General features: G+C 67.2%; 23 protein-coding genes and 1 pseudogene. 13 read left to right on the top strand and 11 right to left on the bottom strand.

Going from position 1 to position 23,145, the window contains the following annotated elements; all coding sequences use genetic code 11:
* Positions 1-105: 105 nt before the first annotated feature.
* A complete protein-coding gene (locus tag ACQY4K_RS04395) occupies positions 106-1,191 on the bottom strand; it encodes a hypothetical protein (protein ID WP_428393742.1) in 1,086 nt (361 codons plus the stop codon).
* 128 nt (positions 1,192-1,319) lie between these two features.
* Positions 1,320-2,183 (bottom strand): oxygen-dependent coproporphyrinogen oxidase, encoded by an 864-nt coding sequence (hemF, locus tag ACQY4K_RS04390; RefSeq protein ID WP_428395965.1) that lies wholly within the window; start codon positions 2,181-2,183, stop codon positions 1,320-1,322.
* A gap of 159 nt (positions 2,184-2,342) precedes the next feature.
* On the opposite strand from hemF, the gene ACQY4K_RS04385 reads away from it, so the two are divergent.
* Genes ACQY4K_RS04385 through ACQY4K_RS04375 form a run of 3 tightly spaced genes read left to right on the top strand, consistent with a single transcriptional unit; the run spans position 2,343 to position 5,072 of the window.
* Positions 2,343-3,524: a cytochrome b gene (locus tag ACQY4K_RS04385; protein ID WP_428393740.1), complete on the top strand. Its 1,182-nt coding sequence runs from the start codon at positions 2,343-2,345 to the stop codon at positions 3,522-3,524.
* The gene (locus tag ACQY4K_RS04380) at positions 3,524-4,201 is read left to right on the top strand and encodes a cytochrome c1 (RefSeq protein WP_428393738.1); all 678 of its coding nucleotides are present in this window, start codon (positions 3,524-3,526) and stop codon (positions 4,199-4,201) included. The genes ACQY4K_RS04385 and ACQY4K_RS04380 overlap by 1 nt, the downstream gene beginning before the upstream one ends.
* Positions 4,188-5,072: an S-methyl-5'-thioadenosine phosphorylase gene (locus tag ACQY4K_RS04375; RefSeq protein ID WP_428393736.1), complete on the top strand. Its 885-nt coding sequence runs from the start codon at positions 4,188-4,190 to the stop codon at positions 5,070-5,072. Before ACQY4K_RS04380 ends, ACQY4K_RS04375 begins: the two co-directional genes overlap by 14 nt.
* A 3-nt stretch (positions 5,073-5,075) precedes the next feature.
* On the opposite strand, the gene ACQY4K_RS04370 is transcribed toward ACQY4K_RS04375, so the two are convergent.
* Positions 5,076-5,231, bottom strand: a complete 156-nt coding sequence (locus ACQY4K_RS04370; RefSeq protein ID WP_428393734.1) for a DUF3309 family protein — start codon at positions 5,229-5,231, stop codon at positions 5,076-5,078.
* A 60-nt stretch (positions 5,232-5,291) separates the two neighbouring features.
* Here ACQY4K_RS04370 and ACQY4K_RS04365 point away from each other — a divergent pair, with 60 nt between their 5' ends.
* Positions 5,292-6,533, top strand: a complete 1,242-nt coding sequence (locus ACQY4K_RS04365) for a serine hydrolase domain-containing protein (protein WP_428393732.1) — start codon at positions 5,292-5,294, stop codon at positions 6,531-6,533.
* Here ACQY4K_RS04365 and ACQY4K_RS04360 read toward each other — a convergent pair.
* Together ACQY4K_RS04360 and ACQY4K_RS04355 are read right to left on the bottom strand one after the other, a co-directional pair.
* Complete coding sequence (locus ACQY4K_RS04360; RefSeq protein ID WP_428393730.1) at positions 6,523-7,032, bottom strand: DUF1697 domain-containing protein; 510 nt, start codon at positions 7,030-7,032, stop codon at positions 6,523-6,525. The two genes, ACQY4K_RS04365 and ACQY4K_RS04360, sit on opposite strands and share 11 nt — an antisense overlap.
* A 10-nt stretch (positions 7,033-7,042) precedes the next feature.
* Positions 7,043-7,408, bottom strand: a complete 366-nt coding sequence (locus ACQY4K_RS04355; RefSeq protein ID WP_428393728.1) for a cupin domain-containing protein — start codon at positions 7,406-7,408, stop codon at positions 7,043-7,045.
* A gap of 119 nt (positions 7,409-7,527) precedes the next feature.
* Between ACQY4K_RS04355 and ACQY4K_RS04350 the strand changes: the two genes are divergently transcribed.
* Positions 7,528-9,240, top strand: a complete 1,713-nt coding sequence (locus tag ACQY4K_RS04350) for a HEAT repeat domain-containing protein (RefSeq protein ID WP_428393726.1) — start codon at positions 7,528-7,530, stop codon at positions 9,238-9,240.
* A 55-nt stretch (positions 9,241-9,295) separates the two neighbouring features.
* Positions 9,296-9,841, top strand: coding sequence for a GNAT family N-acetyltransferase (locus ACQY4K_RS04345; RefSeq protein ID WP_428393724.1), 546 nt, complete (start codon positions 9,296-9,298; stop codon positions 9,839-9,841).
* Here ACQY4K_RS04345 and ACQY4K_RS04340 read toward each other — a convergent pair.
* The gene (locus tag ACQY4K_RS04340) at positions 9,768-11,000 is read right to left on the bottom strand and encodes an MFS transporter (protein ID WP_428393722.1); all 1,233 of its coding nucleotides are present in this window, start codon (positions 10,998-11,000) and stop codon (positions 9,768-9,770) included. The genes ACQY4K_RS04345 and ACQY4K_RS04340 overlap by 74 nt on opposite strands.
* Positions 11,001-11,122: 122 nt before the next feature.
* Positions 11,123-11,785, bottom strand: a complete 663-nt coding sequence (locus ACQY4K_RS04335) for a dienelactone hydrolase family protein (protein ID WP_428393720.1) — start codon at positions 11,783-11,785, stop codon at positions 11,123-11,125.
* A gap of 56 nt (positions 11,786-11,841) precedes the next feature.
* Here ACQY4K_RS04335 and ACQY4K_RS04330 point away from each other — a divergent pair, with 56 nt between their 5' ends.
* Positions 11,842-12,042: a DUF4169 family protein gene (locus ACQY4K_RS04330; protein ID WP_428393718.1), complete on the top strand. Its 201-nt coding sequence runs from the start codon at positions 11,842-11,844 to the stop codon at positions 12,040-12,042.
* Here the strand turns inward: ACQY4K_RS04330 and ACQY4K_RS04325 are convergent.
* Positions 12,029-12,289, bottom strand: coding sequence for an usg protein (locus ACQY4K_RS04325; protein ID WP_428393716.1), 261 nt, complete (start codon positions 12,287-12,289; stop codon positions 12,029-12,031). The two genes, ACQY4K_RS04330 and ACQY4K_RS04325, sit on opposite strands and share 14 nt — an antisense overlap.
* A gap of 283 nt (positions 12,290-12,572) precedes the next feature.
* Here ACQY4K_RS04325 and groES point away from each other — a divergent pair, with 283 nt between their 5' ends.
* From groES to ACQY4K_RS04310, 3 genes are all read left to right on the top strand, one after another.
* Positions 12,573-12,872 carry a co-chaperone GroES gene (gene groES, locus ACQY4K_RS04320; RefSeq protein WP_428393714.1) on the top strand — a complete coding sequence of 100 codons (300 nt, stop codon included), beginning with the start codon at positions 12,573-12,575 and terminating at the stop codon, positions 12,870-12,872.
* 45 nt (positions 12,873-12,917) lie between these two features.
* Complete coding sequence (gene groL, locus ACQY4K_RS04315; protein ID WP_428393712.1) at positions 12,918-14,555, top strand: chaperonin GroEL; 1,638 nt, start codon at positions 12,918-12,920, stop codon at positions 14,553-14,555.
* A gap of 196 nt (positions 14,556-14,751) precedes the next feature.
* Positions 14,752-14,955: a cold-shock protein gene (locus ACQY4K_RS04310; protein WP_428393710.1), complete on the top strand. Its 204-nt coding sequence runs from the start codon at positions 14,752-14,754 to the stop codon at positions 14,953-14,955.
* Between the two features lie 41 nt (positions 14,956-14,996).
* Here ACQY4K_RS04310 and ACQY4K_RS04305 read toward each other — a convergent pair whose 3' ends face one another.
* Positions 14,997-17,774 (bottom strand): ATP-dependent DNA helicase, encoded by a 2,778-nt coding sequence (locus ACQY4K_RS04305; protein WP_428393708.1) that lies wholly within the window; start codon positions 17,772-17,774, stop codon positions 14,997-14,999.
* A 59-nt stretch (positions 17,775-17,833) separates the two neighbouring features.
* On the opposite strand from ACQY4K_RS04305, the gene ACQY4K_RS04300 reads away from it, so the two are divergent.
* Complete coding sequence (locus ACQY4K_RS04300; RefSeq protein ID WP_428393706.1) at positions 17,834-19,405, top strand: lysine--tRNA ligase; 1,572 nt, start codon at positions 17,834-17,836, stop codon at positions 19,403-19,405.
* Between the two features lie 13 nt (positions 19,406-19,418).
* On the top strand, positions 19,419-21,449 hold the full coding sequence (locus ACQY4K_RS04295) for a lysylphosphatidylglycerol synthase domain-containing protein (protein ID WP_428393704.1): 2,031 nt from the start codon (positions 19,419-19,421) through the stop codon (positions 21,447-21,449).
* Here ACQY4K_RS04295 and ACQY4K_RS04290 read toward each other — a convergent pair.
* Positions 21,430-21,909: a cupin domain-containing protein gene (locus ACQY4K_RS04290; RefSeq protein ID WP_428393702.1), complete on the bottom strand. Its 480-nt coding sequence runs from the start codon at positions 21,907-21,909 to the stop codon at positions 21,430-21,432. The two genes, ACQY4K_RS04295 and ACQY4K_RS04290, sit on opposite strands and share 20 nt — an antisense overlap.
* 28 nt (positions 21,910-21,937) lie before the next feature.
* On the opposite strand from ACQY4K_RS04290, the gene hpaI reads away from it, so the two are divergent.
* Positions 21,938-22,732, top strand: coding sequence for a 4-hydroxy-2-oxoheptanedioate aldolase (gene hpaI / locus ACQY4K_RS04285; RefSeq protein ID WP_428393700.1), 795 nt, complete (start codon positions 21,938-21,940; stop codon positions 22,730-22,732).
* A 144-nt stretch (positions 22,733-22,876) separates the two neighbouring features.
* Here hpaI and ACQY4K_RS04280 read toward each other — a convergent pair.
* A pseudogene (locus ACQY4K_RS04280) lies at positions 22,877-23,134 on the bottom strand (hypothetical protein); the annotation flags it as partial.
* Positions 23,135-23,145: the final 11 nt, after the last annotated feature.

Raw genomic sequence — 23,145 nt, 5'->3', positions numbered from 1 at the left:
TTGTGCGGTGATGCACCATGAACGGCCTGCCAGTAAGGTTGGGCTTCCCGGCGGCGAAGTCGAGCGTGACGGTGTTTTATCGTGTAGAACGCGTCGACGCTGACTTCAGGCCGGGCGCCAATCGGTGCGACCGGCAAGCCAGCGGCGTAGCGCCAGCAGGGTGTTCTCGCCGATGACGATCCTGGACAAGGCGGCGACGCAGTCCGGCGCCGGCAACGGGGTGAGGCCTGCCGCCTGGGAGGCATCGGAAAGCCCGGGCGTGGTGACGGCGCTGGCGCAGGCGGTGCGCCATAGGGCTACGAGGGCCGCCGGGGTCAGCGGCTGCAGCACCAGGGCGATATCGAGCCTGGCGGCACCGGCGGTCGCCCGCCAGGCCTCGAACAATGGTCCGGTCGGGGCCTGTCCGCTGCCGGCGCTATAGAGCTCGGGCAGGGTCGGCACGTCGGGCAGGGCGGGATCGCGGGCGGCCGCGTCGATGTCGGCGCCGAGCGAGAAGAGCGGGCGAATGCCGTTTGCCTCGTGGCTCAGGGCCGCACCGCGGGCAGGGACGTCGCGCCCGTGCAGCAGGATCGCATCGACCCGTCCGGCGAGCAGGGCGGCGCGTGCGTCCTGCGGGTCGGCGAGGCCGAACACCGGGGAGGGATTGCGGCCGAGCAGGCTCAGCCCGAGCAGGGCGGCCAGTTCAACGCCGCTCGCCGTCGAGGCGGCGACGCGCAGCGGCAAGGTGGGGCGCGCATTGCCGCCAATCACCATCGCCGAGCCGAAGCTGGTCAGCGCCGGCACCCAGTTGCCGGCGTCGAAATGCACTCTCGGGTCGCCGGCGAGCCACGCCATCGCCGCGGCACCAGGCACCAGCAGCGCGGTCGCGCCGTCGGGATTGGTCAGCGCCTCGAAGGCATTTGCACCGGTCACCCCGTCGCGGCCGCCGATCGCCGAGATGGCGAGCGGGGTGCCGGGATGCAGCGCGCCGGCGAGCGGGCTGGCGAGCAGTTGCGCCCATAGGCCAGCCGAGGCGTCCGCCGGACCGGCGACGATCATGCTGGCCTCAGTGACATTTGGGTGGGCGGCTTCCAGGGATGTGGTCCGCGCCGGCAGCCGCGCACGCGCCGCACCTGCCACGCTGGTGGCGACCAAACCGAGGGATAGGGTTCCGCCGAGCCGAAGAACGGATCGCCGCGATGAGGCCGACACTGACGCTCCGACACCATGATCGCGCGACGATACAGCGGCAGCCCCTTTACCGAAAGACGGTCTGTTGCATACTGTTATCGTGCAGCTTTGACCCAAACAGACCTGTAAGGTCTGTTTGCGTCGCTGCACTACGGCCAGCGCACCTCCGGCGGCAGGCTCATCAGGATCGCCTCGACATTGCCGCCGGTCTGCAGGCCGAACAGGGTCCCGCGATCATGCAGCAGATTGAACTCGACGTAGCGGCCACGCCGGATGAGCTGATGCTGGCGCTGCGTGTCGGTCCAGGGTTCGTGCATGCGCGCGCGGATGATCGCGGGATAGATGTCGAGAAAGGCTCGACCTACGTCGCGGGTGAAAGCGAAGTCCTGCGCGGGGTCGTCGGTCTCAAGCCGGTCGAAAAAGATGCCGCCGAGGCCGCGCGATTCGCCCCGGTGCGGCAGGAAAAAGTAGCGGTCGCACCATTCCTTGAAGCGGGGATAGTAGGCGCGGTCATGACGGTCGCAGGCGTGGCGGAGGGCGGCGTGGAAGCGGGCCGCGTCGTGCGCTGCCGCCTCGCTCTCGGGAAACATCGGTGTGATGTCGCCGCCGCCGCCGAACCAGCCCTGGGTGGTCACCAGCATGCGGGTGTTGAAGTGCGCCGCCGGCACCAGCGGGCTGCGCGGGTGGGCGACGACGCTGATGCCCGATGCCCAGAAGCGCGGATCCTCCGACGCACCGGGTATGGACGCCCGGAACTGCGGACTGAAGCTGCCCTGCACGGTCGAGACATTGACCCCGACCTTCTCCAGCACGCGCCCGCGCAGCAGGCTGATCACGCCGCCGCCACCCTCTTCCCCGCTGTGGGCGGAGTCCTCCTCAGGGCGGGTCCAGGGCTGGCGCTCAAAACGGCCAGCGGGCTCGGCGCTGTCGCCGCCCTCGCGTTCGATGGCCTCGAACGCGTCGCAGAGACGGTCGCGCAGGCTCTCGAACCAGCTTCGCGCGGCATCGCGCATGGCATCGTGTGCAGGACGCAGGTCAGTCACGCCTTGTGGCACTCCATTGGGCAGGGCCGTGTTGCAGGGTCAGGACGGCACCCATAGAGTGCGGCCGCGACTGCTGCGCGTCGAGACCCGCAGTGTGTGCAAATGGGGCCGGCAGACAGGGAGCCGTTGATGCGGGGTGCGGCGCGCTGGATTAACGAGCGGCTGCCGATCATCTCGGGCTTCAGGCGCAACTTCGTTGACTACCGGGTCCCGCGTAACCTGAACTATCTTTGGAGTTTCGGAGCCCTCGCCAGCGTGGCGCTGGTGATGCTGATCCTCAGCGGCGTCTTCCTGGCACTCCACTACACCGCGACCAGTGCCGGCGCATTCGCCAGCGTCGAGGCGATCGACCGTGAGGTCAGCAGCGGCTGGATCATCCGTTCGACACATATGGCCGGCGCCAGTCTGCTGTTTGCCGTCCTCTACGTGCATGTGTTTCGCTCGCTTTATTACGGCTCCTACAAGCGTCCGCGCGAGTTGCTGTGGCTGATCGGCGTCTGCCTGCTGCTGATGGTGATGGTCATCGCTTTCGCGGGCACCATTCTGCCTTGGGGGCAGATGAGCTATTGGGGTGCCGTGGTCGTCTCGAACGCGGTCGGAGCCATCCCCGGCTTCGGCCATCCGCTTGCAACCTGGCTGCAGGGTGGTGCTGTCGTCGGGGACGCCACGCTGCACCGGTTCTACGTGCTGCATTTCGTCTTGGGATTTCTGATCGCGGCCGGAGTCGTGCTGCATGTCGCCGCATTGCATGTCACCGGCTCGAACAATCCGCTCGGCATCGACATGCGCGAATCACGCAATACGCTGCCGTTTCATCCGTTCTACACGTCCAAGGATGCCATCGGATTGTGCGTGTTTCTGATCGCCTTCGGCGTGCTGGTGTTCTTCCTGCCGGGATGGCTGACGCAGCCGGACAATTATAGTGTGGCGAACCCGTTCGCGACACCATCCGATATAACCCCGGAATGGTACTTCGCGCCGTTCTATGCAGTGCTGCGCGCGGTGCCGTCGCGCCTCAGTGGGCTGCTGCTCTCGGCCGGCTCAGTGCTGGTGCTGTGCGCGGTGCCCTGGCTCGACACCTCGCCGGTACGCAGCGCCCGCTTCCGGCCGGTCTATCGCAAGCTGATGCTGCTGCTGGCGATGAGCTTCGTGCTGTTGCTGGTCTGCGGGCTGCATCGGCCGGAGGGGATTTGGCTGCTGCTGGCGCGACTCGCCACGGTCTATTGGTTTGGGCATTTCCTGGTGGTGCTGCCATTGCTCGGAAGGCTTGAGCCTCGGCTGTTCGTTCGTCTGCCGGTCGAGCAGCCCTGATGCGCCTCGCGGTCGCTTGCCTGCTGTTGCCGGCACTTCTGGTATCGCGGCAGGGCTGGAGCTTCGAGGGGCCATTCGGCAGCTTCGATCTCGCCAGCGCGCAGCGCGGCTATGCGGTCTATGCCCAGGTTTGCGCGGCATGCCATTCGATGCGCGCGCTGCGCTTTGCCGATCTCGCGGGGCTCGGTCTGGATACGCACGACATCCACGCCATTGCCGCGAGCCACGGCCTGCAGGCGGGCGATCATTTTCCGTCTCCCTATGCGAACGACGTGGCCGCCCGTGCCGCCAATCATGGCGCCGTGCCGCCGGACCAGTCGCGGCTTGCGATCACGCTGCCGGGCGGCGCGCGCTTCATCGCGGCCTTTCTGGATGGCTTTCTCGACACGCCGCGCAACGTCGCGCTCGCACCGCGCATGCACTACAATCTTGCGGTCGCCGGCAATGCCACGGCGATGCCGCCGCCACTGCATCAGGGCCAGGTAGATTATGCAGACGGCACCAAGGCGACGGTGCCGCACATGGCGCATGATGTCGCGACCTTTCTCGCCTGGGCAGCACAGCCGCATCTCCAGGCGCGCCACCGCCTGGGCGTGCAGGTGATCGCCTATCTGACACTGCTGCTCGGGTTGGTCGTCATCGTCAAACGGAGGGTATGGGCTAATGTCCGGACATGATTTGAGCGAGCCGGTGATCGGTGTAATCGGCGGCTCCGGCCTCTATGACATCGACGGGCTCGAGGACAAGCAGTGGCGCACCGTTGAGACCCCCTGGGGGGCGCCATCCGACGCGCTGCTCACCGGCCGGCTTGCGGGGATTGCCTGCGTGTTCCTGCCGCGGCACGGGCGCGGGCACCGCATCCCGCCCAGCCGGCTGAACTACCGCGCCAATATCGACGCCCTCAAGCGCTGCGGGGTGACCGACATCATCTCGCTTTCGGCAGTGGGCTCCCTCAAGGAAGAGCTGCCGCCCGGCCATTTCGTCATCATCGACCAGTTCATCGACCGCTCGTTCGCGCGCGAGAAGAGCTTCTTTGACACCGGCATGGTGGCGCATGTCTCGATGGCTGACCCGCTCTGCCCGCGGCTTGGCGACGTCCTCGAAGAACAGGCACGCACGCTGGCCCTGCCGGTCAGCCGCGGCGGCACCTACCTAGTGATGGAGGGGCCGCAATTCTCCACCCGGGCGGAGAGCGCGCTGTATCGCCACTGGGGCTGCGACGTGATCGGCATGACCAACATGCCCGAAGCCAAGCTCGCGCGCGAAGCCGAACTTTGTTATGCAACCGTTGCAATGGTGACCGACTATGATTGCTGGCATCCCGGTCATGACAGCGTCACGGTGGACGCCGTCATCGCGGTGATGACGGAGAACGCCGAACGCGCCAGGGCGCTGATCCGAGCCACCATTCCCCGTCTCGGCGCCGGTCGCGCGCCATGCCGGGCCGGCTGCGACCGCGCCCTGGAGCACGCGCTGATTACCGCACCCGACGCCCGCGACCCGGCCTTCTTGGGCAAACTTGACGCGGTCGCGGGGCGGCTGCTGTGAGCGTCAGATCCTTCCCGCGACCAGCAGGACGATGACGATGATCAGGACCAGTCCGAGGCCACCCGAAGGGAAATATCCCCAGCTTCCGCTGTAGCCCCAGGTGGGTAGCGCACCGATCAGGAGCAGGATCACGATGACCAGTAGGATGGTTCCAAGCATGCCGGCGTTCTCCAATGGATCGTTGCATTATGCAGCAACGAACAAGATGGCCGCGAGTTCATGCGCGGCGGTGATTTCGTGCGCGCGGTGACGGGCCTCGACGATCCCGGCTCCCTCGGGCTGTGCCCGTCGCGGCTGGCGCGCATCGACGGTTGGATGGACGGCCTGGTCGCGGACGGGCGGCTCGCGGGATTGAGTGTCGCCGTCATGCGACGCGGCGGCCTCGCCTATCGTCGCTGTCACGGCCTCGCCGACCGCGAGCGCGGCACGCCGTTCGCCGATGATACGATCGTGCGTATCTACTCGATGACCAAGCCGCTGGTCAGCGCCGCGATCATGATGCTCTACGAGGAGGGGCGTTTTCAGCTCGATGATCCGATCTCGCGCGTTCTACCGTGTTTCGCCGGCCAGCGCGTGTTCGTCGGCGGCGGCGGGGCGAACCTCGCGACAACGCCCGCGGCGCGCGACATCAGTTTCCGCGACCTGCTGACCCACACCTCCGGCCTGACCTACGGCTTCATGGAGGCGACACCGGTGGATGCGCTCTACCGCACCGAGGGCATCGATTTCCAGACCTCGGACGCGAGCCTGGGCGATCTGGTGCAACGCGCGGCGGCGCTGCCGTTGCTGGCCCAGCCCGGGCAGGCCTGGAACTACTCCATTGCCACCGACGTCCTCGGCCACTTGGTCGAAGTGCTCTCCGGCCGCGACCTTGCAACGTTCCTCATCGAGCGCATCCTCACGCCGCTCGGCATGACCGATACCGGCTTTCATGTGCCCGCGGACGAATTGCCCCGCTTTGCCGCCAACTATGCGCGCGGCAGGCGTGGGCTGCGCCTGATCGACGATCCGGCCGCCAGCCGCTTCGCCTCGCCGAAGCCGCTCTGCTCCGGCGGCGGCGGCTTGTGCGCAACGGCGGGCGATTACCTGCGCTTCTGCCGGATGATGCTCGGCGGCGGCGAACTGGACGGCGTGCGACTGCTGGGGCGCAAGACGGTGGCGCTGATGACGGCGAACCATCTGGGCTGCGACATGGCGCAGATGGGCCAGCTCCGCTTTTCGGAATCCACCTGCGAGGGAATCGGCTTCGGCCTGGGCTTCTCGGTCATGCTCGATCCGGCACGCGCGCAAATCCTCGGCAGTCCCGGCGAATATGCCTGGGGTGGTGCGGCCAGCACCGCCTTCTGGATCGACCCGGCGGAGTCGATGATCGTGATCCTGCTGACCCAGCTCATGCCGTCCTCGGCGCTGGCGATCAGGCGGGAGCTGCGCGTGCTGACCTACCAGGCGATCATCGACTGAGCAGGGCTGCCAGCTTCGAGACCGTATTGATGTTGCGTGCGGTGCCGGCCTTTGCCGACGGGATACGCAGTCGCGATTGCGCCATTCCGTCTCGATACCAGATGAAGATCTCGCGCTGTCCGAGGTGGATCTGCTCCCGGCCCTGCCCGGTGACATCGGCGAGCGCATCCTGCGGCAGTGCCTCGTCGACGAAGAGCACCGCCAGCTGGTTGGGGGGCGCGGCCGGGAACGGGTTTCGCGCCAGCACATCGGCGATTTCAGCGTCGGTCCTGACCAGAACGCCGCAGGATTTGCCGGCATAAACGTGTAGCCGCGCCTCGAGCGCGCGCCTGATTTCGGCTTCACTGAGCGGACTATGAAAGACGACGTTCCCGCTCGCAATGTAGGTTTGGACCCGCTCAAAGCCGAGTTCCACGCACATTGCCTTCAGAGTTGCCATCGGCAGCTTGCCGGTGCCGCCGACATTCACCGCCCGCAGCAACGCGACATAGGCGACCATCGCCGCGCACTCAGGTCGTGGGCTCGGCGCGGTCGCAAGTTTCGCCTTCCCCGCCCAACGGCCCCCAGAACACTACCCATGTCGCGAAATCGGCGGAGAAATTTTCGAAGCGATGCATCATACCGGCCTCGACAAAGAGGACATCGTGCGCGGCGAAACGACGGCGTTCTTCTCCCTTGATAAAGTCACCGCTTCCCCGGATGACGATATAGAGCTCGTCCTGCTTGTGGGGACCTTGGCGATCCTCGCCCTTGGGCGCGTAGAGCCCGACCTTCATGGTCCCGCGCCGGAGCCCATACCAGAACCGGAAGACGTCGGGATCGTCCGGTAGCCGGGCTTGCGCGTCCTCCAGAGAGATCATCCATGCATCGTCCATGGCAAACTCATAACGTAGAGAATTTGATGGTATGCGCTGTTTCCACAAGATTCCAGGGCATAGTCTGGGTTGTCCTCCGGGCCCGGGAGAGGGCGGGTCGTCAGGCGGAGCTGGAGCTGATGGCTGAGCAGGCAGCATCAAGGATTAACACGGTTGCGAAATCGAAGGGCTGGACCGTCGAGGCGATCCTCGCCGATCCAGGTCGTAAGGATCTGTTCGACGATCTCGGTCGCGAATTCCTTGAGACGAACCGGTCAATTCTGGAGCCTGAACTGTTGCGAAAGGCTGTCGGTGCCGAAGCCGCGTTGCGGTTGCGTATCGGCATCATGCTCCTGGAGATGGGAGCACCAAGCGGCAGTGATCTGGTGCTGGCCGCGCTCGTCGGTTCCGACCCTGATGTCGCTCGAGCAGCCTTGTGGTTTTGTCGTCATGCGAGGTGGCAGCAGGGCCATGGCCTGCTCGTTCCGCTCGATGAGCCGAAAGCCGCGGTTTTGATCCAGCCGTTCCTGTCGGCCGCGGACCCGATCACGCGACAGGCGGCCGTCGAAGCCCTGTGCCGCCTGTCGGACGCAGGATCCATCCCACGGCTGATCCGGTTGTTGACCCACGAAGACGCGCGGGTCAGGGCCGAGGCGGCATTGCACCTTGCGGTCTATTACGGCGAAGGTCGGGCGTGGCCCGTCATCCAATCGCGCTTCCTGGCGGCGACACCGGACGAGCGGTATCGTCTGCTCACTTGTTTGCAGGGCTTTGCGCTGAGTGGGGAGCAGGAAGTCCGGGCGCGAGCAGCGGCTTTCGCGCGACGGGAACTCGCCGCCCTCTATAAATGCCACGACAACAGTGCAGCCAATGATGCGAGCATCTTGCTTCGGGCCTTGCAGGCGCTGGCGCCCCCCTGGAAGGCCCGCGTGCTGAAGGAAGTGCTGGCTTCGAACATGGCGGCTTGGGTCAAGGCGCATGCCGCGGGGCAACTTGCGATGAATGCGGAGGCGTTGGTCGCCGAACAATACCTGCTTGCCTGGCTCGACCACCCGGAGTTGGCAATCCATACCTTCGAGATCATCCGGAGGTTGGGTTCAAAGGCGAACACACCGGCGATCGTCAGGCGGCTGACGTGCGAACTCGGTAGTGGCGCCCCAGGCCAACGCCTGGACGCATTGCTGGATAGCATCATCGCGATCGGGGCGGACGAGTCTGTCGATCTCGAACGCTTCATCGGCCAGGTCCAAGGATGGCGCCGGTTTGAACTCGTAATAAAATCGAAGCGTGTTCCCGCCGATACTATGCTCAGGCGTCTTGACCAGGCGGAGCTGATCGCGATGGCAGGCCGCGATGCCCGTCAGCGGTTCGCCGAGAGATGGGGGGAAGCCGACTGCTTCGATACCACGATGGAGCTGTTGTTTGCGGGCGGATGGTTTCATGCCTTCGATTGCGAGGACGCCGATACCTACCCGCGCCTCGTGGGCGAACTGGTCGCGCTGTCCGGGGGCGAAATCACCATCGGCAATACCGTCATGGCCGTCGAACCCGCATCGGGATTGACGCTGAGGCTCTCGGTAGATGGGCTAACCACATTGCTGAAGCTGGACCGTCAAGGTGACTGGATTGATGTGGAAGGCGTTTTGTCCGGGCTGAACGGGCTGCTCGAAGCGATGCACTCTCCAAGGAGGTATTACGCTCTGGCGACGAACGATCAATTCGCCTTTGTCGTTCTGGCAAGGATGGAGGCAATGGGTTCCTTGATCTCGGGCTGGGCTTTCCCCGTCGGCGACCCGAGTGCTGCACGAATGCTGGGGCAGGAGTTCGAGATGCAAGTCGTCAAGGTCAGGTGACGCAGACCAGTGTGCCTCGGCTGTTCCCGAAAGGTGGCAAGGCATAGGATCGGGTATGTGCCCCAAGCTCGAGACACCAAGGCTGACACTGCAAGGTCACACACCGAGCGACTTCGACGATCTGGCGGCGATGTGGGCCGACCCGCTTGTGGTCCGCCATATCACCGGCAAAGCTTCGACCCCGCAGGAGAGCTGGTCCCGTCTGCTGCGCAACCGCGGCCTCTGGTCGGTTCTTGGTTACGGCTACTGGTGTGTTCGCGAAACGCGGAGCGGACGCTACGTCGGCGATGTGGGCTTTGCCGACTTCCGCCGAGACAGCGGGCCGTCGGTTCGTGGCGTCCCTGAGGCCGGATGGGTCCTCGCGAGATGGGCGCACGGCCGAGGCTTCGCGCATGAGGCCGTGTCCGCAATCCTATCATGGCTGGATGGTAGCACCGAACATGAGCGGGTCGTCTGCTTCATCGTGGCCGGAAATGCGCCGTCGATCAGGATCGCCGAGAAGAGCGGCTTTGTCGCCTCGGGGATCGTCAGACTGAACGATGAAGCTGTTTCGCTATGGGAGCGCAAGCGAGCCCCGCCAGGATCAGGGCGGCGAGGCTGATCAGGCCCGCGTGCAGCAGCCAGAAGTTCGTGTCCGATACCTGGCCGAGCAGGCCGGCAAGCCAGCCGACAGCGAGGTTGGCGAGGAACAGATGCAGCACATAGGCATTGACCAAGGTAGCGCCGAGGCGGGCGGGTGCGGCACGCGAGAATAATGCCATGCCGATGGGGTAGAGGTTGGCGAAGCCGAAGTTGTTGACGAGGTGAAAGGCGAGTGCCCAGCCCAAGCCAATACTGTGCCCCCCGGACCGCCAGCAGGCGGCGGCGAGGATCAGCGGGGCGGCGGCGAGCAGGCCAGTGCCGATCGTCATCTTGACGAGGTCGTCGAGCGGGCGGCCCAGCCAGCGCCAAAACAGTATCGACAGGAGCATGGCCGCGATGCCGACCATGGCGTCGAGCGAGAGCAGCCAGGTGACCGGCATGGTCCAGCCGAGCAGCGCGAGGTCGTAGCGCCGCTTCGCCCAGACCAGGTAGCCGTTGAACAACTCCTGGTTGCCGACCATGGCCAGTGCCAGCACCGGCAGCAGCGCCAGCAGCAGTCCGACCCTGCGCCATTCTACGCGTGTCAGCTTGGATGTTGCCGCGCGCTTCGAGCGGGGCGGTTCCGACGGCAGCCAGCGGCGGCCCGCGAGATAGGTCAGCAGCCCGAGCAGCATGCCGGCGGCCGCCGCGGCGAAACCCCAGCGAAAGGCGACCCGCTCGCCCAAGGTGCCGCAGACCAGAGGGGCCAGGACCACGGCGCAGGCCGCGGAACTGGTGTAGATCTGAAAGGCGTCGGCGCGCCGGGGATCGTCCGGAGCATAAAGGCCGCCGACCTGCGCCTTGATGGTGCCGGTGCAGCCCAGCCCAACCACCAGGCAGGCCAGGGCGATTACGAAACTTGCCTCGAAGCCCATCAGCAGGTGGCCGAGGGTGAGGAGTGCCGCGCCGAGCAGGATGATGCGGGTGCGTCCGAGCAACCGGTCGGCGAGGATGCCGCCGAGGAGCGGGGTGGCCCAGATCAGCGCCCCGAACAGCCCGACAATTGCCGCGGCCAGCGCCTCGCCGTGCAGCGGCCCGTAAAGCATGCCCAGCGCCGCGCGGAAGTCGGCAAAGCCGAGCACTTGGCTGGGACGACGCAGAAGCTGGCTGGTGATGTAGAGCACCAGCAGCGACTGCATGCCGTAGTACGAGAAGCTGATCCAGCCTTCGGTAAAGGCGAGGATTGCGAGCCCGCGCGGGTGGCCGAAGAACGACCGGTCGGCCGACAGGCCCGGACGCGGGGCGGTCAGAGATGGGGCGGTCAGAGATTATGCTGCAAAAAGGCGAGGCTGCGTTCCTGAGCCAGCGCGGTGGCGGTGGCGTTGTAGCTGCCGCGTTCGCTGCAGCCGAAGCCGTGACCGGCGCCCTCATAGACGAAGATCTCGACCGTGGGCTGAGCCGCGCGGATGGCGTCGACGTCGGTCTGCGGGATGTGGTCGTCGTCGGCGCCGAAATGCAGTTGCACCGGGCAGTTCGGGGTGGCGTCCTTGGTTGCCGCGATGCCGCCGCCATACCAGCCGACTGCGGCCGCGAAACGCTTGGATTGCGTCGCCCCTGCCCAGGCCAGCGCGCCGCCCCAGCAATAGCCGATGATGCCGATCTTGCCGTGGCCCAGGGCGTCGGCGCTGGCCAGCAGGTCGGCGAGCGTCTGCTCGGGCGCGATCTTGCCGCGCAGCTCCATGCCGCGCTGCATGTCCGGACCCGTGTAGCCGAGCTCGGCACCGCGCTCGGCCCGGTCGAACAGCGCCGGCGCGATCACGTGGTAGCCGGCATCGGCGAAGCCGTCGCAGACGGTGCGCATGTGATGATTGACGCCGAAGATTTCCTGAACGACCACAAGAGAGCGCGGACTATCCGCAAGCCCGGCTTCATAGGCGGAGAACTTATGTCCGTCCGATGCGGTCAGGCTGATAGTCTTGCCCATGGTGCGCGTCCTTGATGTGAAGAAGTGGGGATGTGATGAAGTGGGAGGATGCGGAGATGGCAGAGATCGTCAACCTCAAGCGGGCCAGGAAACGTGCGGCGCGGGCTGAGGCGGCCGATGCAGCGGCGCAAAATCGCGTGCGCTTTGGACGGACGCTGGTTGAGCAGGCGGGCGCGCGGCTTGCCGCCAAAACGCGCGAGGCGCTGCTCGACGGTAAGCGGCTGACCGAGGCGGACGAGATGCCTACTGAAGAGTGAGCACCACGCGCGGCGTGCGGATGTCCGGCGGCCGGATCAGGGTCAGCGAGCCGACCCGCACCGAATGCAGCCGGCCCTCGATCTCGCGGTGCCAGAATTCCAGGAACTTGTGCAGGATCGGATAGGCGGGGGCGATATCGAGCTCCTGCCAGATATAGGATTGCAGCATGGCCGGATGGTCGGGCAGGTGGTAGAGGATCTCTGCCGTGGTCAGCCGATAGTCCTTGAGCTGCTTAGAGAGGGACATCCCCATAATCTCCGGCGCGACACTTTCATGACAGTCGCCATCGTGACCTGTCCCGACCCTGTTCCGCAACAAAAAACGCGAGTGGCGTCAAGGGCTTGGCACTCACTGCCCGGGACTGCTGCCGGAGCCTTGACACTGCTTCGGGGGCGGCCTAAATCGCCGCTTGGTCACCCTGGCACTCACTGTGCTGGAGTGCCAAACCCGGGTCGCGTCGCGTCCCAGGAGCCCCAACCGGCGGCGTCGCTTTTCGCGAGAGCGCCGCTTTTATCGAGGAGCGATCCGAATGGCGAAGTTCCGTCCCCTGCATGACCGGGTCGTGGTCCGCCGCATCACCGGCGAAGAGAAGACCGCGGGCGGCATCATCATCCCCGACACCGCCAAGGAAAAGCCGATGGAAGGCGAGATCATCGCCGCCGGCCCAGGCGCACGCAACGAGCAGGGTGCGATCGTCGCCCTGGACGTCAAGGCGGGCGACCGGGTGCTGTTCGGCAAGTGGTCCGGCACCGAAGTCAAGCTCGACGGCGAGGAGCTGCTGATCATGAAGGAGAGCGACATCATGGGCATCGTCGAGAAGGCCGCCTGATTTCGCTGATCCGATAGCAATTCTTCCACAACCAAGGAGATAAACATGGCTGCCAAGGACGTAAAGTTCGGCGGTGACGCCCGCCAGCGCATGCTGCGCGGCGTCGACATTCTCGCCGACGCGGTCAAGGTAACGCTCGGCCCCAAGGGTCGCAATGTCGTCATCGACAAGAGCTTCGGCGCGCCGCGGATCACCAAGGACGGTGTGACGGTCGCCAAGGAAATCGAGCTGACCGACAAGTTCGAGAACATGGGCGCGCAGATGGTGCGCGAAGTCGCCAGCAAGACCAACGACATCGCCGGTGACGGCACCACCACCGCGACGGTGCTGGCGCAGTCGATCGTGCGCGAGGGTCTCAAGGCGGTCGCCGCCGGCATGAACCCGATGGACCTCAAGCGCGGCATCGACAAGGCGGTCGCCATCGTCGTCGCCGAACTCGAGAAGAACACCAAGAAGATCACCACGCCCTCCGAGACCGCCCAGGTCGGCACCATGGCCGCCAACGGCGAGACCGAGATCGGCGAGATGATCAGCCAAGCCATGCAGAAGGTCGGCAACGAGGGCGTGATCACGGTCGAGGAGGCCAAGGGCATCCAGACCGAGCTCGACGTCGTCGAGGGCATGCAGTTTGATCGCGGCTATATCTCGCCGTACTTCATCACCAACGCCGAGAAGATGATCGCGGACCTGGATACCCCCTACATCCTGATCCATGAGAAGAAGCTCTCCTCGCTGCAGCCGATCCTGCCGCTGCTCGAGAGCGTCGTGCAGTCCGGCCGTCCGCTGATGATCATCGCCGAGGACGTCGATGGCGAGGCGTTGGCCACCCTGGTGGTCAACAAGCTGCGTGGCGGCCTGAAGATCGCCGCCGTGAAGGCGCCGGGCTTTGGCGATCGCCGCAAGGCGATGCTGGAAGACATCGCGATCCTGACCGGCGGCCAGGTGATCAGCGAGGATCTCGGCATCAAGCTGGAGAACGTGACGTTGGCGATGCTCGGTCGCGCCAAGAAGGTGCATATCGAGAAGGAGAACACCACGATCGTCGAGGGTGTCGGCGAGAAGTCCGACATCGTCGGCCGCTGCAACCAGATCCGCGCGCAGATCGAGGAGACCACCTCGGACTACGACCGCGAGAAGCTGCAGGAGCGTCTGGCCAAACTCGCCGGCGGCGTCGCGGTGATCCGCGTCGGCGGCAGCACCGAGGTCGAGGTGAAGGAGCGCAAGGATCGCGTCGATGACGCCCTGCATGCGACCCGCGCCGCGGTCGAGGAAGGCATCGTTCCGGGCGGCGGCACGGCATTGGCGCGCGCCTCTCTGGTGCTGGCAACCATGGTCCCCGAGAACGAGGACCAGAAGTTCGGCATCGAGATCATCCGCAAGGCGATCCAGACGCCGCTGCGCCAGATCGCCGAGAATGCCGGCGAGGACGGCGCGGTGATCGCGGGCAAGGTGCTCGAGAACAGCGCCTATGCGTTCGGCTTCGATGCGCAGCTCGGCGAGTACAAGAACCTGATCGACGCCGGCATCATCGATCCGACCAAGGTGGTCCGTACGGCCCTGCAGGACGCGGCATCCGTCGCCGGCCTGCTGGTCACCACCGAGGCGATGATCGCCGAGAAGCCCGAGAAGAAGGCCCCCGCGGGCGGACCTCCGGGCGGCGGCATGGGCGACATGGACTTCTAAGTCCAGACTGCTTCAGGCCCAAAGGAATGGGGCGGTCCTTCGGGGCCGCCCTTTTTTTCGCCACTCAGGCGAGCAATCCGTTTCGATTGACTCCTGCCTCATTTTCTGGCCCCATTACGGTATGGTAACCTAAGGGCGACCGTCCGGGCATCGGACTGGGCGCCCGGTCCGGGTGGGATGAGGAGAGACACGGTTCATGGCAACGGGCACCGTGAAGTGGTTCAACACGACAAAGGGCTTCGGCTTCATCATGCCGCAGGATGGCGGCAAGGATGTCTTCGTTCACATCACCGCGGTGCAGGCGGCGGGCCTGCGCGGCCTGAACGAAGGCCAGAAGGTCACCTACGAGATCGCCATGGAGCGCGGCAAGGCGGCGGCGACCAACCTCAAGACCGCCTGACGCACGCTCAGCCCAGCCTGGCCTGCAACAGCCTGGCCTTCTCAGCCTGGCGACAGGAACGACCGGGTCCGCGCCACGGCGTCGGCGAGGCCGGTGCGCGTGACCGTGACGCCGTCCGGAAATCCGGACAGAAGCCGGCTCGGGGCACGCCGGTCGAGCATGACGAAGACGCCGGTATCGGTCGCCGAACGGATCAGCCGTCCGAAAGCCTGACGCAGCCGCAGCCGCGCGACACGGTCGTCGTAGAGCGTCGGCTGGCCGCCGGAGAGATGGATACGCCGCTCGCGGTGCAGGATGTCCGGACGCGCCCAGGGCACCCGCTCGAACACCACCAGGCGTAGCGCCCGGCCCGGCACGTCGACGCCGTCGCGCATCGCATCGGTGCCAAGCAGGCAGGCATCCGGCTCGGTGCGGAACACGTCGACGAGGGTGGCATTGTCCATCGCGTCGACATGCTGCGCGAACAGCGCAATGCCGGCCGCCTCCAACGGGGCGGCAATACGCGCATGCACCTGGCGCAGCCGGGCGATGGCGGTGAACAGGCCCAGCCCGCCGCCGCCTGCCGCCAGGAACAAGGCACGGTAGGCGCCGGCGAGCTGGTCGGGATCGGTGTGGTCGACGTCGCCGACGATGAAGGCGCGGGTCTGCCGCGCATAGTCGAACGGGCTGGCGAGGGCCGCACGCAGGGCAGGCGAGGGCAGGTGGGTCGCACCCACGCGGGCCTCGGCGGCCGCCCACGCCGCTTGCGCGTCCGCGCCGGTCTCGTCGCGCAGCGTGGCCGAGGTGATCAGCACGCCGTGCGCGGGTGCCGCGAGGGATGCTGCGAACGGGATCGTCGGATCCAGCCAGTGCCGGTGCAGTCCGACATCACGCCCAAGCTCGCCCCGTGCCTGGAGGCGCAGGAACATCACGTGGGTCGGTATCGTATCCGGCGGCAGAGCCAAGGGGAGCGCCTGCAGCATTGCCAGCCAGGCGTCCAGGCGTGCGATGGCGCGGCGGCGTATGGCGCGGCACATCGCCTCGATGCGTCCACGTGTGCTGGAATCGAGGCTGTCTGCGTCTTCGTCGAGCCGGGCCGCGAGGCGCGTCACCAGCGTCTCCAGCGGCTCGGCGATCCGCGCCAGCGCCCGCGCCAGCGCCGCCGCCGCCTCGGTCACGTCGGGGTCTAGCGGATGCAGGTCGCACTCCGCCGTCCGCCCGTCCTTGCCCATGCGCGCCAGCACCTGCCGGCGCAGCAAAGCCAGCAGCCGCTCGGTCGGGTTGGCTTGCGCGGGTTCGTCGAGGCGGCTGCTCCAGCCTGGCGCCGGCAAGGCGCGGGCGGCAATCAGGGCGGCCTCCATCGGCGTCTCCAGTTCGGGCAGGCCCACCACCAGCTCGTCCAGCCGCCGTCGCAACCCGCGCGCGCGCGAGCGGCCGCCCTCGGCGCCGAGCAGCCAGCGACGCAGCTCCGCCGTCTCCCCGCCAGACAGCGCCGCGGAAAAGGCGCTGTCCGCCGCCTCCTGCAGGTGGTGGCCCTCGTCGAACACGTAGCGGGTTGGGATGGTGTCCTCATCGCCCGTATTCAGGCCATGGTAGGCCGCCTGGGTCATCACCAGGGCATGATTGGCCACCACCAGGTCGGCCTCGCGGGCGCGTCGTATGCCATGCTCGATGAAGCATCGGGTGTAATGCGTGCAGGCGCCGTGGATGCACTCGCCGCGACGGTCGGCAAGGCCGCTGACATAGGCCTGCCCGAAGAGTTCGGCGAACCAGCCGGGCAGGTCGCCGCCGAGCACGTCGCCATCGGCGGTCGCCGCGGCCCAGCGGGCGAGCAGGGCCAGCGGGATCAGCGCGGCCTTGGCGGCACTGCCGACCGCCTCCTCGAGGTTGAGCAGGCAGAGATAGTTCTCGCGCCCCTTGCGCAGGACCACGCGGCGGCGGCGGACATCCGGGTCGGGATGCAGTCGCCGCAGTTCGGCGTCGATCTGGCGTTGCAAATGGCGGGTGTAGGTGCTGATCCATACGGTGCCGCCATTGCGTTCCGCCCAGAGGCTGGCGGGTGCGATATAGCCGAGGGTCTTGCCGGTGCCGGTGCCCGCCTCGGCCAGGACCATGTGCGGATCGCCGCGCACCAGGCGCGCCCGGAACGCATCCGCGGCGGCGTCGGCATAGTCCGCCTGGCCGGCGCGTTGCTCGGCGTCGGGCCCGAGGAGCTCGCTTAGACGCGCGCGCGCCTCCCGCGGTGTGACCTCGGCGTTGCCCGGCGGTGGCCGCGGTGCGGTCTCCTCCCATTTCGGCAGGCGTCGCCATACGCGGATCGCCTGCGCCGGCTGCATTGCCTCCGGCGGCAGCCTGGCGCCGACACCGAGTGCTGCGCGCAGCGGCGCTGCCCAGCCCCAGCCGGCGCGGCCGAGCAGGGCGACAAGTGCGGCCATGTCGGCGCCTGACGGGGTGTGGACCAGTGAGGCCGCGCGCCGCAGCAGCATGCCGGCCAGCGTCGGCAGCAGCCCGGCATCGGCGCGCCCGATCTCCTCAATCGCGAGCCCGAGCGCCAGCGCCAGCCCGCGTGGGGTGGGAGCGGCCGGACGCGCCGGCAGCACGAAGGCGAACAGTTCGAGCAGATCAACGCAAGCCAGGTCCGGTGCGGCCAGGCGACGCAATGTCGAGGGAGCGTGCACCAGCAAGGGCGGCGGCAGGTCGGCGAGGGCGGCGCGCGCGTCGGCGGCCACGAGGTCGAGCAGCTCGCCATCCGGCGTCAGCAGCGAGACGCGGCCATGCCCCGCCACCAAAGCCGGGTTCGGGACAAGAGTGGCGAGGTTAGCGGCGCTGGCATCGGGCATCGGCCCGCCAAGCATAGGGTCATTGACCCCGCTCTGTCGCGTTCATAGCTTGCCGGCGCATGGCACCCGATCAAGCAGGCACCCTGAACACCCCCATTTCCTGGCCCTTCGAGGAGGCAGCCAAGCTGGCCGCGCGCCTGCAGTCCGCGGATCCGCGGCGCCCGGCCTTGCTCGAGACCGGCTACGGCCCGTCCGGCCTGCCGCATCTCGGCACCTTCGGCGAGGTCGCGCGCACCAGCTGGGTGCGTCGCGCCTACACCGATCTCACCGGCCGCCCGACCCGTCTGCTCGCCTTCAGCGACGACATGGACGGGCTGCGCAAGGTTCCCGACAACGTGCCCAATCGCGACATGCTGGCCGAGCATCTCGGCAAGCCGCTGTCGCGTGTGCCCGACCCGTTCGGCACCCACGAGTCGTTCGCGGCGCATAACAATACCCGGCTGCGCGCCTTTCTCGACGGCTTCGGTTTCGAATACGAGTTCGTCTCGTCGACCGAGACCTATGCCGCCGGGCGCTTTGATGCGACATTGTTGCGGGCGCTGGCGGCGCATGACGCGATCGTCGCCACCGTCGCACCAACCCTGGGTCCCGAGCGGCGCGCCACCTACTCGCCGTTCCTGCCGATTCATCCGCGCACCGGCGTGGTGATGCAGGTGAGGATCGACGCGATCGACGCGCAGGCGGGGACGATCAGTTGGCAGGACACGCAGGGCGAGCGCTTCACCACCCCGGTGACCGGGGGTGCCGCCAAGCTGCAATGGAAGGCCGACTGGGCGATGCGCTGGGCCGCCCTGGGTGTCGATTACGAGATGTCGGGCAAGGACCTGATCGACAGCGTCCGGCTGTCGGCCAAGATCTGCCGCCTGCTCGGCGCCGAGCCGCCGCTCAGCCTGACATACGAGCTGTTCCTCGACGAGCATGCGCAAAAGATTTCGAAGTCCAAGGGCAACGGCATCTCGGTCGAGGAATGGCTGCGCTATGCGCCGCCGGAGAGCCTGTCGCAGTTCATGTTCCTGGCCCCGCAGCGCGCCAAGCGGCTGTGCTTCGACGTCATCCCGCGCGCCGCCGACGAGTATCTGGCCAATCTCGCGCGCGCACCGACCCAGGATGAGGCGGCACTTCGCGGCAATGCGGCCTGGTTCATCCATGACGGCGCCCCGCCACCGGCCAGCGGCACGCCGGTGACGTTCGCGATGCTGCTCAACCTGGCCTCGGTCGCCAATACCGAAAATCCGGACGTGCTCTGGGCCTTCCTGGAGCGTTACCGACCGGGACTGACGAAGCAGGCCGAGCCGCTGCTGGCGCGCCTGGTGACACACGCCGTCGCCTACTACCGCGACTTCGTGCGGCCGCAAAAGCGCTTCCGGGCGCCGGACGCGCATGAGCGTGAAGCCCTCGCCGACCTCGCCGAGACCTTGAAGGGGTTTGCCGCGAACGCCTCGCCCGACGACCTCCAGAACCTGGTGTTCGAGGTCGGCAAGCGGCACGGGTTCGCGCCGCTGCGGGCGTGGTTCGGCTGTCTCTACGAGGTGCTGCTCGGCCAGACCGAAGGGCCGCGCTTTGGCATCTTCATCGCCCTGTACGGCATCAGTGAGACGGTGGCGCTGATCGAGGCCGCGCTGACTGCCTAGCCGGCGCCCCCTTGTGAAACCGTGGCTCAAACGGCTCGGCCGGCACTTTCCGCATTTCCTGGGATTGCTGCTGCTGGCCGGCGCGGTGTTCGTGGTGCAGCGCGAGTTTCGTCATCTCAGCCTCGATCAGGTACGCGCCGGCCTGCGTGCGATCCCGCGCCGTTCGCTGCTGATCTCGGCCGGCTTTACCCTGCTCTCTTTCTTCGTGCTGTCGTTCTATGACCGGCTCGCGGTGATCCATGTCGGGCATCGGCTCGCCTTCCGACGCACCTTCTTCGCCGCCTTCTGCTCCTATGTGCTGTCGCATAATCTGGGGGTGTCGGCGCTCTCGGGGGCGGCGGTGCGGTTTCGGCTCTACGGCATCTGGGGCCTGTCGCCGGCGGACATCGCCCAGATCGTCGCCTTCTGCTCGGTGACCTTCGCGCTCGGCGCCTGTGCCCTGGTCGGCGGCGTGCTGATCATCGAGCCGGGCGCCATACCGGTCCTGGCGCACGCCATCCCGCATGCGCTGCTGCGGCTGGCGGGGGTCGCCGCCTGGGGCACGGTGGTCGCCTATGTGGCGTTGTCCAGGCGGCGCACGCAGTTCCGTCTCTGGCGGCTGCGGATCGAGATGCCGGGGCCGCGCATGGCCATAGGCCAGGTTGTCGTCGCCAGCCTCGATGTTGGCGCCACCGCGGCGATCGCCTTTTCGCTGCTGCCACCGACGCCGGATCTCGGCTATCCGACCTTCCTCGCCATCTACATCGCCTCCTACACGGCGGGGCTGGTGGCGAGCGTGCCGGGCGGCCTGGGGGTGTTCGACGGGGCGATGCTGCTCGGCCTTTCGGCCTGGCTGCCGGCGCCGAGCATCCTTGGCATGATCCTGGTGTTCAGGATGTTCTACTACATCGTGCCGCTGTTCATCGCGGGCGCCCTGTTCGCCGGGCATGAGCTGCTGTTGCGTAGTGACGCCATTCTGGGGCGGCTGCGCGGACCCAGGGGTGCCACCAGCCTGATTATCCGGCAGAGCGAGGCGGATTTCTCCGTCACCATCGCGGTCGGCGCGGTCTCGTTGTGCGGCGCCATGCTGCTGGCTCTCGGCGTCCTCGATCCAGGCTCGGACCTTGCCGCGATCATCCCCCCGAGTGCGGCGCTGTTCGAGGGGCCGCCCAGTTTTGCATCCTGGCTGACCGGGCTCGCCGGCGACTACGTGCCGTCCCTGATCGGGGCCGCCCTCATGGGCCTGGCGATCGGCCTGTCGAACCGGGTGACCCTGGCCTGGGGGGCGACCATCGTACTGCTCTGCGTCGCCGCACTGCTCACCGCGCTGCGCGGCAACATCGTCCTGATCCCGGGCATCCTGATCCTCGCCGCCCTGCTGATCGCGCCGTTCCGCGGCTCCTACTACCGGCACGCGCGTCTGCTGAGCGAGCCGCTGGCCCCCGGCACCACGCTGCCGCTGCTGCTGCTGATCGGCTGCGTGCTGATCCTGGGACGGCTGGAGCCGCATGTGCGGGCGCTGAATACCAGCAGCTTCTGGTCGGTGGTGCTGACCCCGGGGGCGAGCAACCGCACGCGCGTCTCGCTCGCCTGCGCCGTCCTACTGATGCTGGCGGCGTTATGGCGGCTGATCTCGCCAGGACGCATCGCCACCCTCGACTGGGAAGGCGCGGGCGGCGAACGCTATTGCGCATTGGGGGAGAGCGCCATCCTGGACATCGCGCCACAGGGCGTCGTGCTGGCGGAGACCGGGCGCGCCGCGATCGCCTTCACCCGCGCCGAGATCGCCGGCGAGCGCCATCGCGACGGCCTGCTCATAGCCCTCGGAGATCCGGTGGGTGCCCGCTCCGAACAGGTCTCGGCGATCTGGCGCCTGCGCGACCTGGCGCTGCAGGAAGGGCGCGACCCGGCATTCTGGCAGGTCGGCGCGGACCTGCTGCATCTGTATGAGGATCTCGGCCTGACCGTCTGGCCGACGACGCAGGGCGGCTATCTCGCCTGCGCCGCCGAGCGTGGCGCTGGCGTGCTGCGCACCCTCAACGGTCTCAGCCGTGCGCCGCGATGAATCCTTCCGGCGTGCCGGCCTCGGGATCGACGAAGATGATGTCCTTGGGGTCGCGCCGCGGCGTGTCGATCGCCAGGAACACCACCGGGCCTTCGAACAGCGCCGGCATGGCGTGCACGACGCGCCTCTCAAAAAACAGCAACTGCCCCGGCCGGAACTCGGCCAATCGCGCCGGATCCTCCATCCAGAAGCTGCCGCGGCCCGAGATGACATAGAGATATTCGTCGCAGCCCGCATGGTAGTGCGGCGGTGTCGCGGCATAGACGCGAAACACCCGCGCGCTGGCGGCCTCGCGATCGGTCATCCTGTGATCCACCAGCAGGGTCCGCGCGGTCTCGGGCAACGACGCCGCGATGGCGGCGATGTCGAAGCAGGCCGCCCGCCCTTCCTGAGCCCGCCCTGCCTGAGTATGCCCATCTTGGTCGGGGACGGATGCGGTGTCATGGTCGTGGGCTTGCATGCGGGCTCCGATCAACAGGGACAGGCCGATGGCAGAGAACAGGGAAAACCGCTTCAAGACCCGATTGTTGCAGGGTGACCTGCAGATCGGGCTCTGGCTGGCGCTCGCCGACCCCTACGCGGCCGAATTATGCGCCGGCGCCGGTTTCGACTGGCTGCTGATCGATGCCGAGCACGCGCCCAACGACAATCGCTCGATCCTGTCGCAACTGCAGGCAATCGCGCCATACGGCTCACAGCCTGTGGTGCGGCCGCCGACCGGCGAAAGCTGGATGATCAAGCAGTTGCTGGATCTTGGTGTGGAGACGCTTCTGGTGCCGATGGTGGAGACAGCGTCACAGGCGGCAGACATCGTGGCCGCGACCCGCTATCCGCCGCACGGGATACGCGGCGTCGGCAGCGCGATCGCGCGTGCGTCGCGCTGGGGGGCGGACGAAAGCTACCTCGCCGACGCCAACGAGCGGATGTGCGTGTTGCTGCAGATCGAGAGCCGGACCGGCCTGGAGAACCTTGAGGCGATCGCCGCGGTGCCGGGAGTGGACGGCGTGTTCATCGGACCGGCCGACCTGTCCGCCTCGATGGGCTTCCTCGGCAATCCCGGCGCCGACGAGATGGTGGCCGCCATCGAAGGCGCAATCCGTCGCATTCGCCAAAGCGGTCGAGCCGCCGGAATTCTCAGCACCGACCAGGCTACCGCGCACGGCTACATCGCGCTTGGCTGCCGGTTCGTGGCCGTCGGCGTCGATACCGCACTCCTCGCCGGCGCCGGCCGCGCGCTTGCGGCCGGCTTTATGCCCGGCGGCGAGCGGCTTCAGGGTGTGTAGAAAGCCAGGCAAGGGCGTTGCCCTTGACCGGGTTCCCATTGCGCTCGCGCGACTGGGCCCGACCCTGGGGCCGAAGGCACCAGACCCCGATTCGTTTTAGGAGTGGGGGGGCTCGCTCGGACTGTCCGCGGGAGAGTCGTTCCTGTGCTCCTGGTCGTAGGCGCGCGCCTTCTGCCGCTGCGCCTTGCGATATTTGTGCCGCCGGTACATGCCCACGGCGCAGCCGCCGGCGGCGCCGATGACGGCGTGGTGATGAGCGAGATGGCCGCCGACCGCGCCGGCGGCGCCGTATTTCAGGCAGCCGCCGGGTTCGGCGCGGGCGGCCGCAGGTAGGCTCGCGGCCGCGACCGTCGCGGCGAGAGCGAGGGTGGCGAGCCTGACCCGCCTTTGATTGTGCAGCATGGCTTTCCTGC

The organism is Lichenicoccus sp. (genome assembly GCF_965276875.1).
Classification (GTDB): domain Bacteria; phylum Pseudomonadota; class Alphaproteobacteria; order Acetobacterales; family Acetobacteraceae; genus Lichenicoccus.
Note: the sequence above shows the minus strand (reverse complement) of the source record. Positions and strands in the feature narration are given on the sequence as shown.

Bases quoted from the DNA above. Each gene is read 5' to 3' on its own strand.
- ACQY4K_RS04360 (WP_428393730.1), bottom strand. From the start codon at position 7,032: ATGGTCGCCTATGTCGCGTTGCTGCGGGCGGTGAATGTCGGCGGCACC.
- ACQY4K_RS04335 (WP_428393720.1), bottom strand. From the start codon at position 11,785: ATGGGCAAGACTATCAGCCTGACCGCATCGGACGGACATAAGTTCTCC.
- ACQY4K_RS04330 (WP_428393718.1), top strand. From the start codon at position 11,842: ATGGCAGAGATCGTCAACCTCAAGCGGGCCAGGAAACGTGCGGCGCGG.
- hemF (WP_428395965.1), bottom strand. From the start codon at position 2,183: ATGCGCGATGCCGCGCGAAGCTGGTTCGAGAGCCTGCGCGACCGTCTC.
- groES (WP_428393714.1), top strand. From the start codon at position 12,573: ATGGCGAAGTTCCGTCCCCTGCATGACCGGGTCGTGGTCCGCCGCATC.
- ACQY4K_RS04310 (WP_428393710.1), top strand. From the start codon at position 14,752: ATGGCAACGGGCACCGTGAAGTGGTTCAACACGACAAAGGGCTTCGGC.
- ACQY4K_RS04345 (WP_428393724.1), top strand. From the start codon at position 9,296: ATGTGCCCCAAGCTCGAGACACCAAGGCTGACACTGCAAGGTCACACA.
- ACQY4K_RS04385 (WP_428393740.1), top strand. From the start codon at position 2,343: ATGCGGGGTGCGGCGCGCTGGATTAACGAGCGGCTGCCGATCATCTCG.
- ACQY4K_RS04365 (WP_428393732.1), top strand. From the start codon at position 5,292: ATGCGCGGCGGTGATTTCGTGCGCGCGGTGACGGGCCTCGACGATCCC.
- hpaI (WP_428393700.1), top strand. From the start codon at position 21,938: ATGGCAGAGAACAGGGAAAACCGCTTCAAGACCCGATTGTTGCAGGGT.
- ACQY4K_RS04355 (WP_428393728.1), bottom strand. From the start codon at position 7,408: ATGGACGATGCATGGATGATCTCTCTGGAGGACGCGCAAGCCCGGCTA.
- ACQY4K_RS04375 (WP_428393736.1), top strand. From the start codon at position 4,188: ATGTCCGGACATGATTTGAGCGAGCCGGTGATCGGTGTAATCGGCGGC.
- ACQY4K_RS04380 (WP_428393738.1), top strand. From the start codon at position 3,524: ATGCGCCTCGCGGTCGCTTGCCTGCTGTTGCCGGCACTTCTGGTATCG.
- ACQY4K_RS04290 (WP_428393702.1), bottom strand. From the start codon at position 21,909: ATGCAAGCCCACGACCATGACACCGCATCCGTCCCCGACCAAGATGGG.
- ACQY4K_RS04340 (WP_428393722.1), bottom strand. From the start codon at position 11,000: ATGCAGTCGCTGCTGGTGCTCTACATCACCAGCCAGCTTCTGCGTCGT.
- ACQY4K_RS04300 (WP_428393706.1), top strand. From the start codon at position 17,834: ATGGCACCCGATCAAGCAGGCACCCTGAACACCCCCATTTCCTGGCCC.
- ACQY4K_RS04350 (WP_428393726.1), top strand. From the start codon at position 7,528: ATGGCTGAGCAGGCAGCATCAAGGATTAACACGGTTGCGAAATCGAAG.
- ACQY4K_RS04305 (WP_428393708.1), bottom strand. From the start codon at position 17,774: ATGCCCGATGCCAGCGCCGCTAACCTCGCCACTCTTGTCCCGAACCCG.
- ACQY4K_RS04370 (WP_428393734.1), bottom strand. From the start codon at position 5,231: ATGCTTGGAACCATCCTACTGGTCATCGTGATCCTGCTCCTGATCGGT.
- ACQY4K_RS04325 (WP_428393716.1), bottom strand. From the start codon at position 12,289: ATGTCCCTCTCTAAGCAGCTCAAGGACTATCGGCTGACCACGGCAGAG.
- groL (WP_428393712.1), top strand. From the start codon at position 12,918: ATGGCTGCCAAGGACGTAAAGTTCGGCGGTGACGCCCGCCAGCGCATG.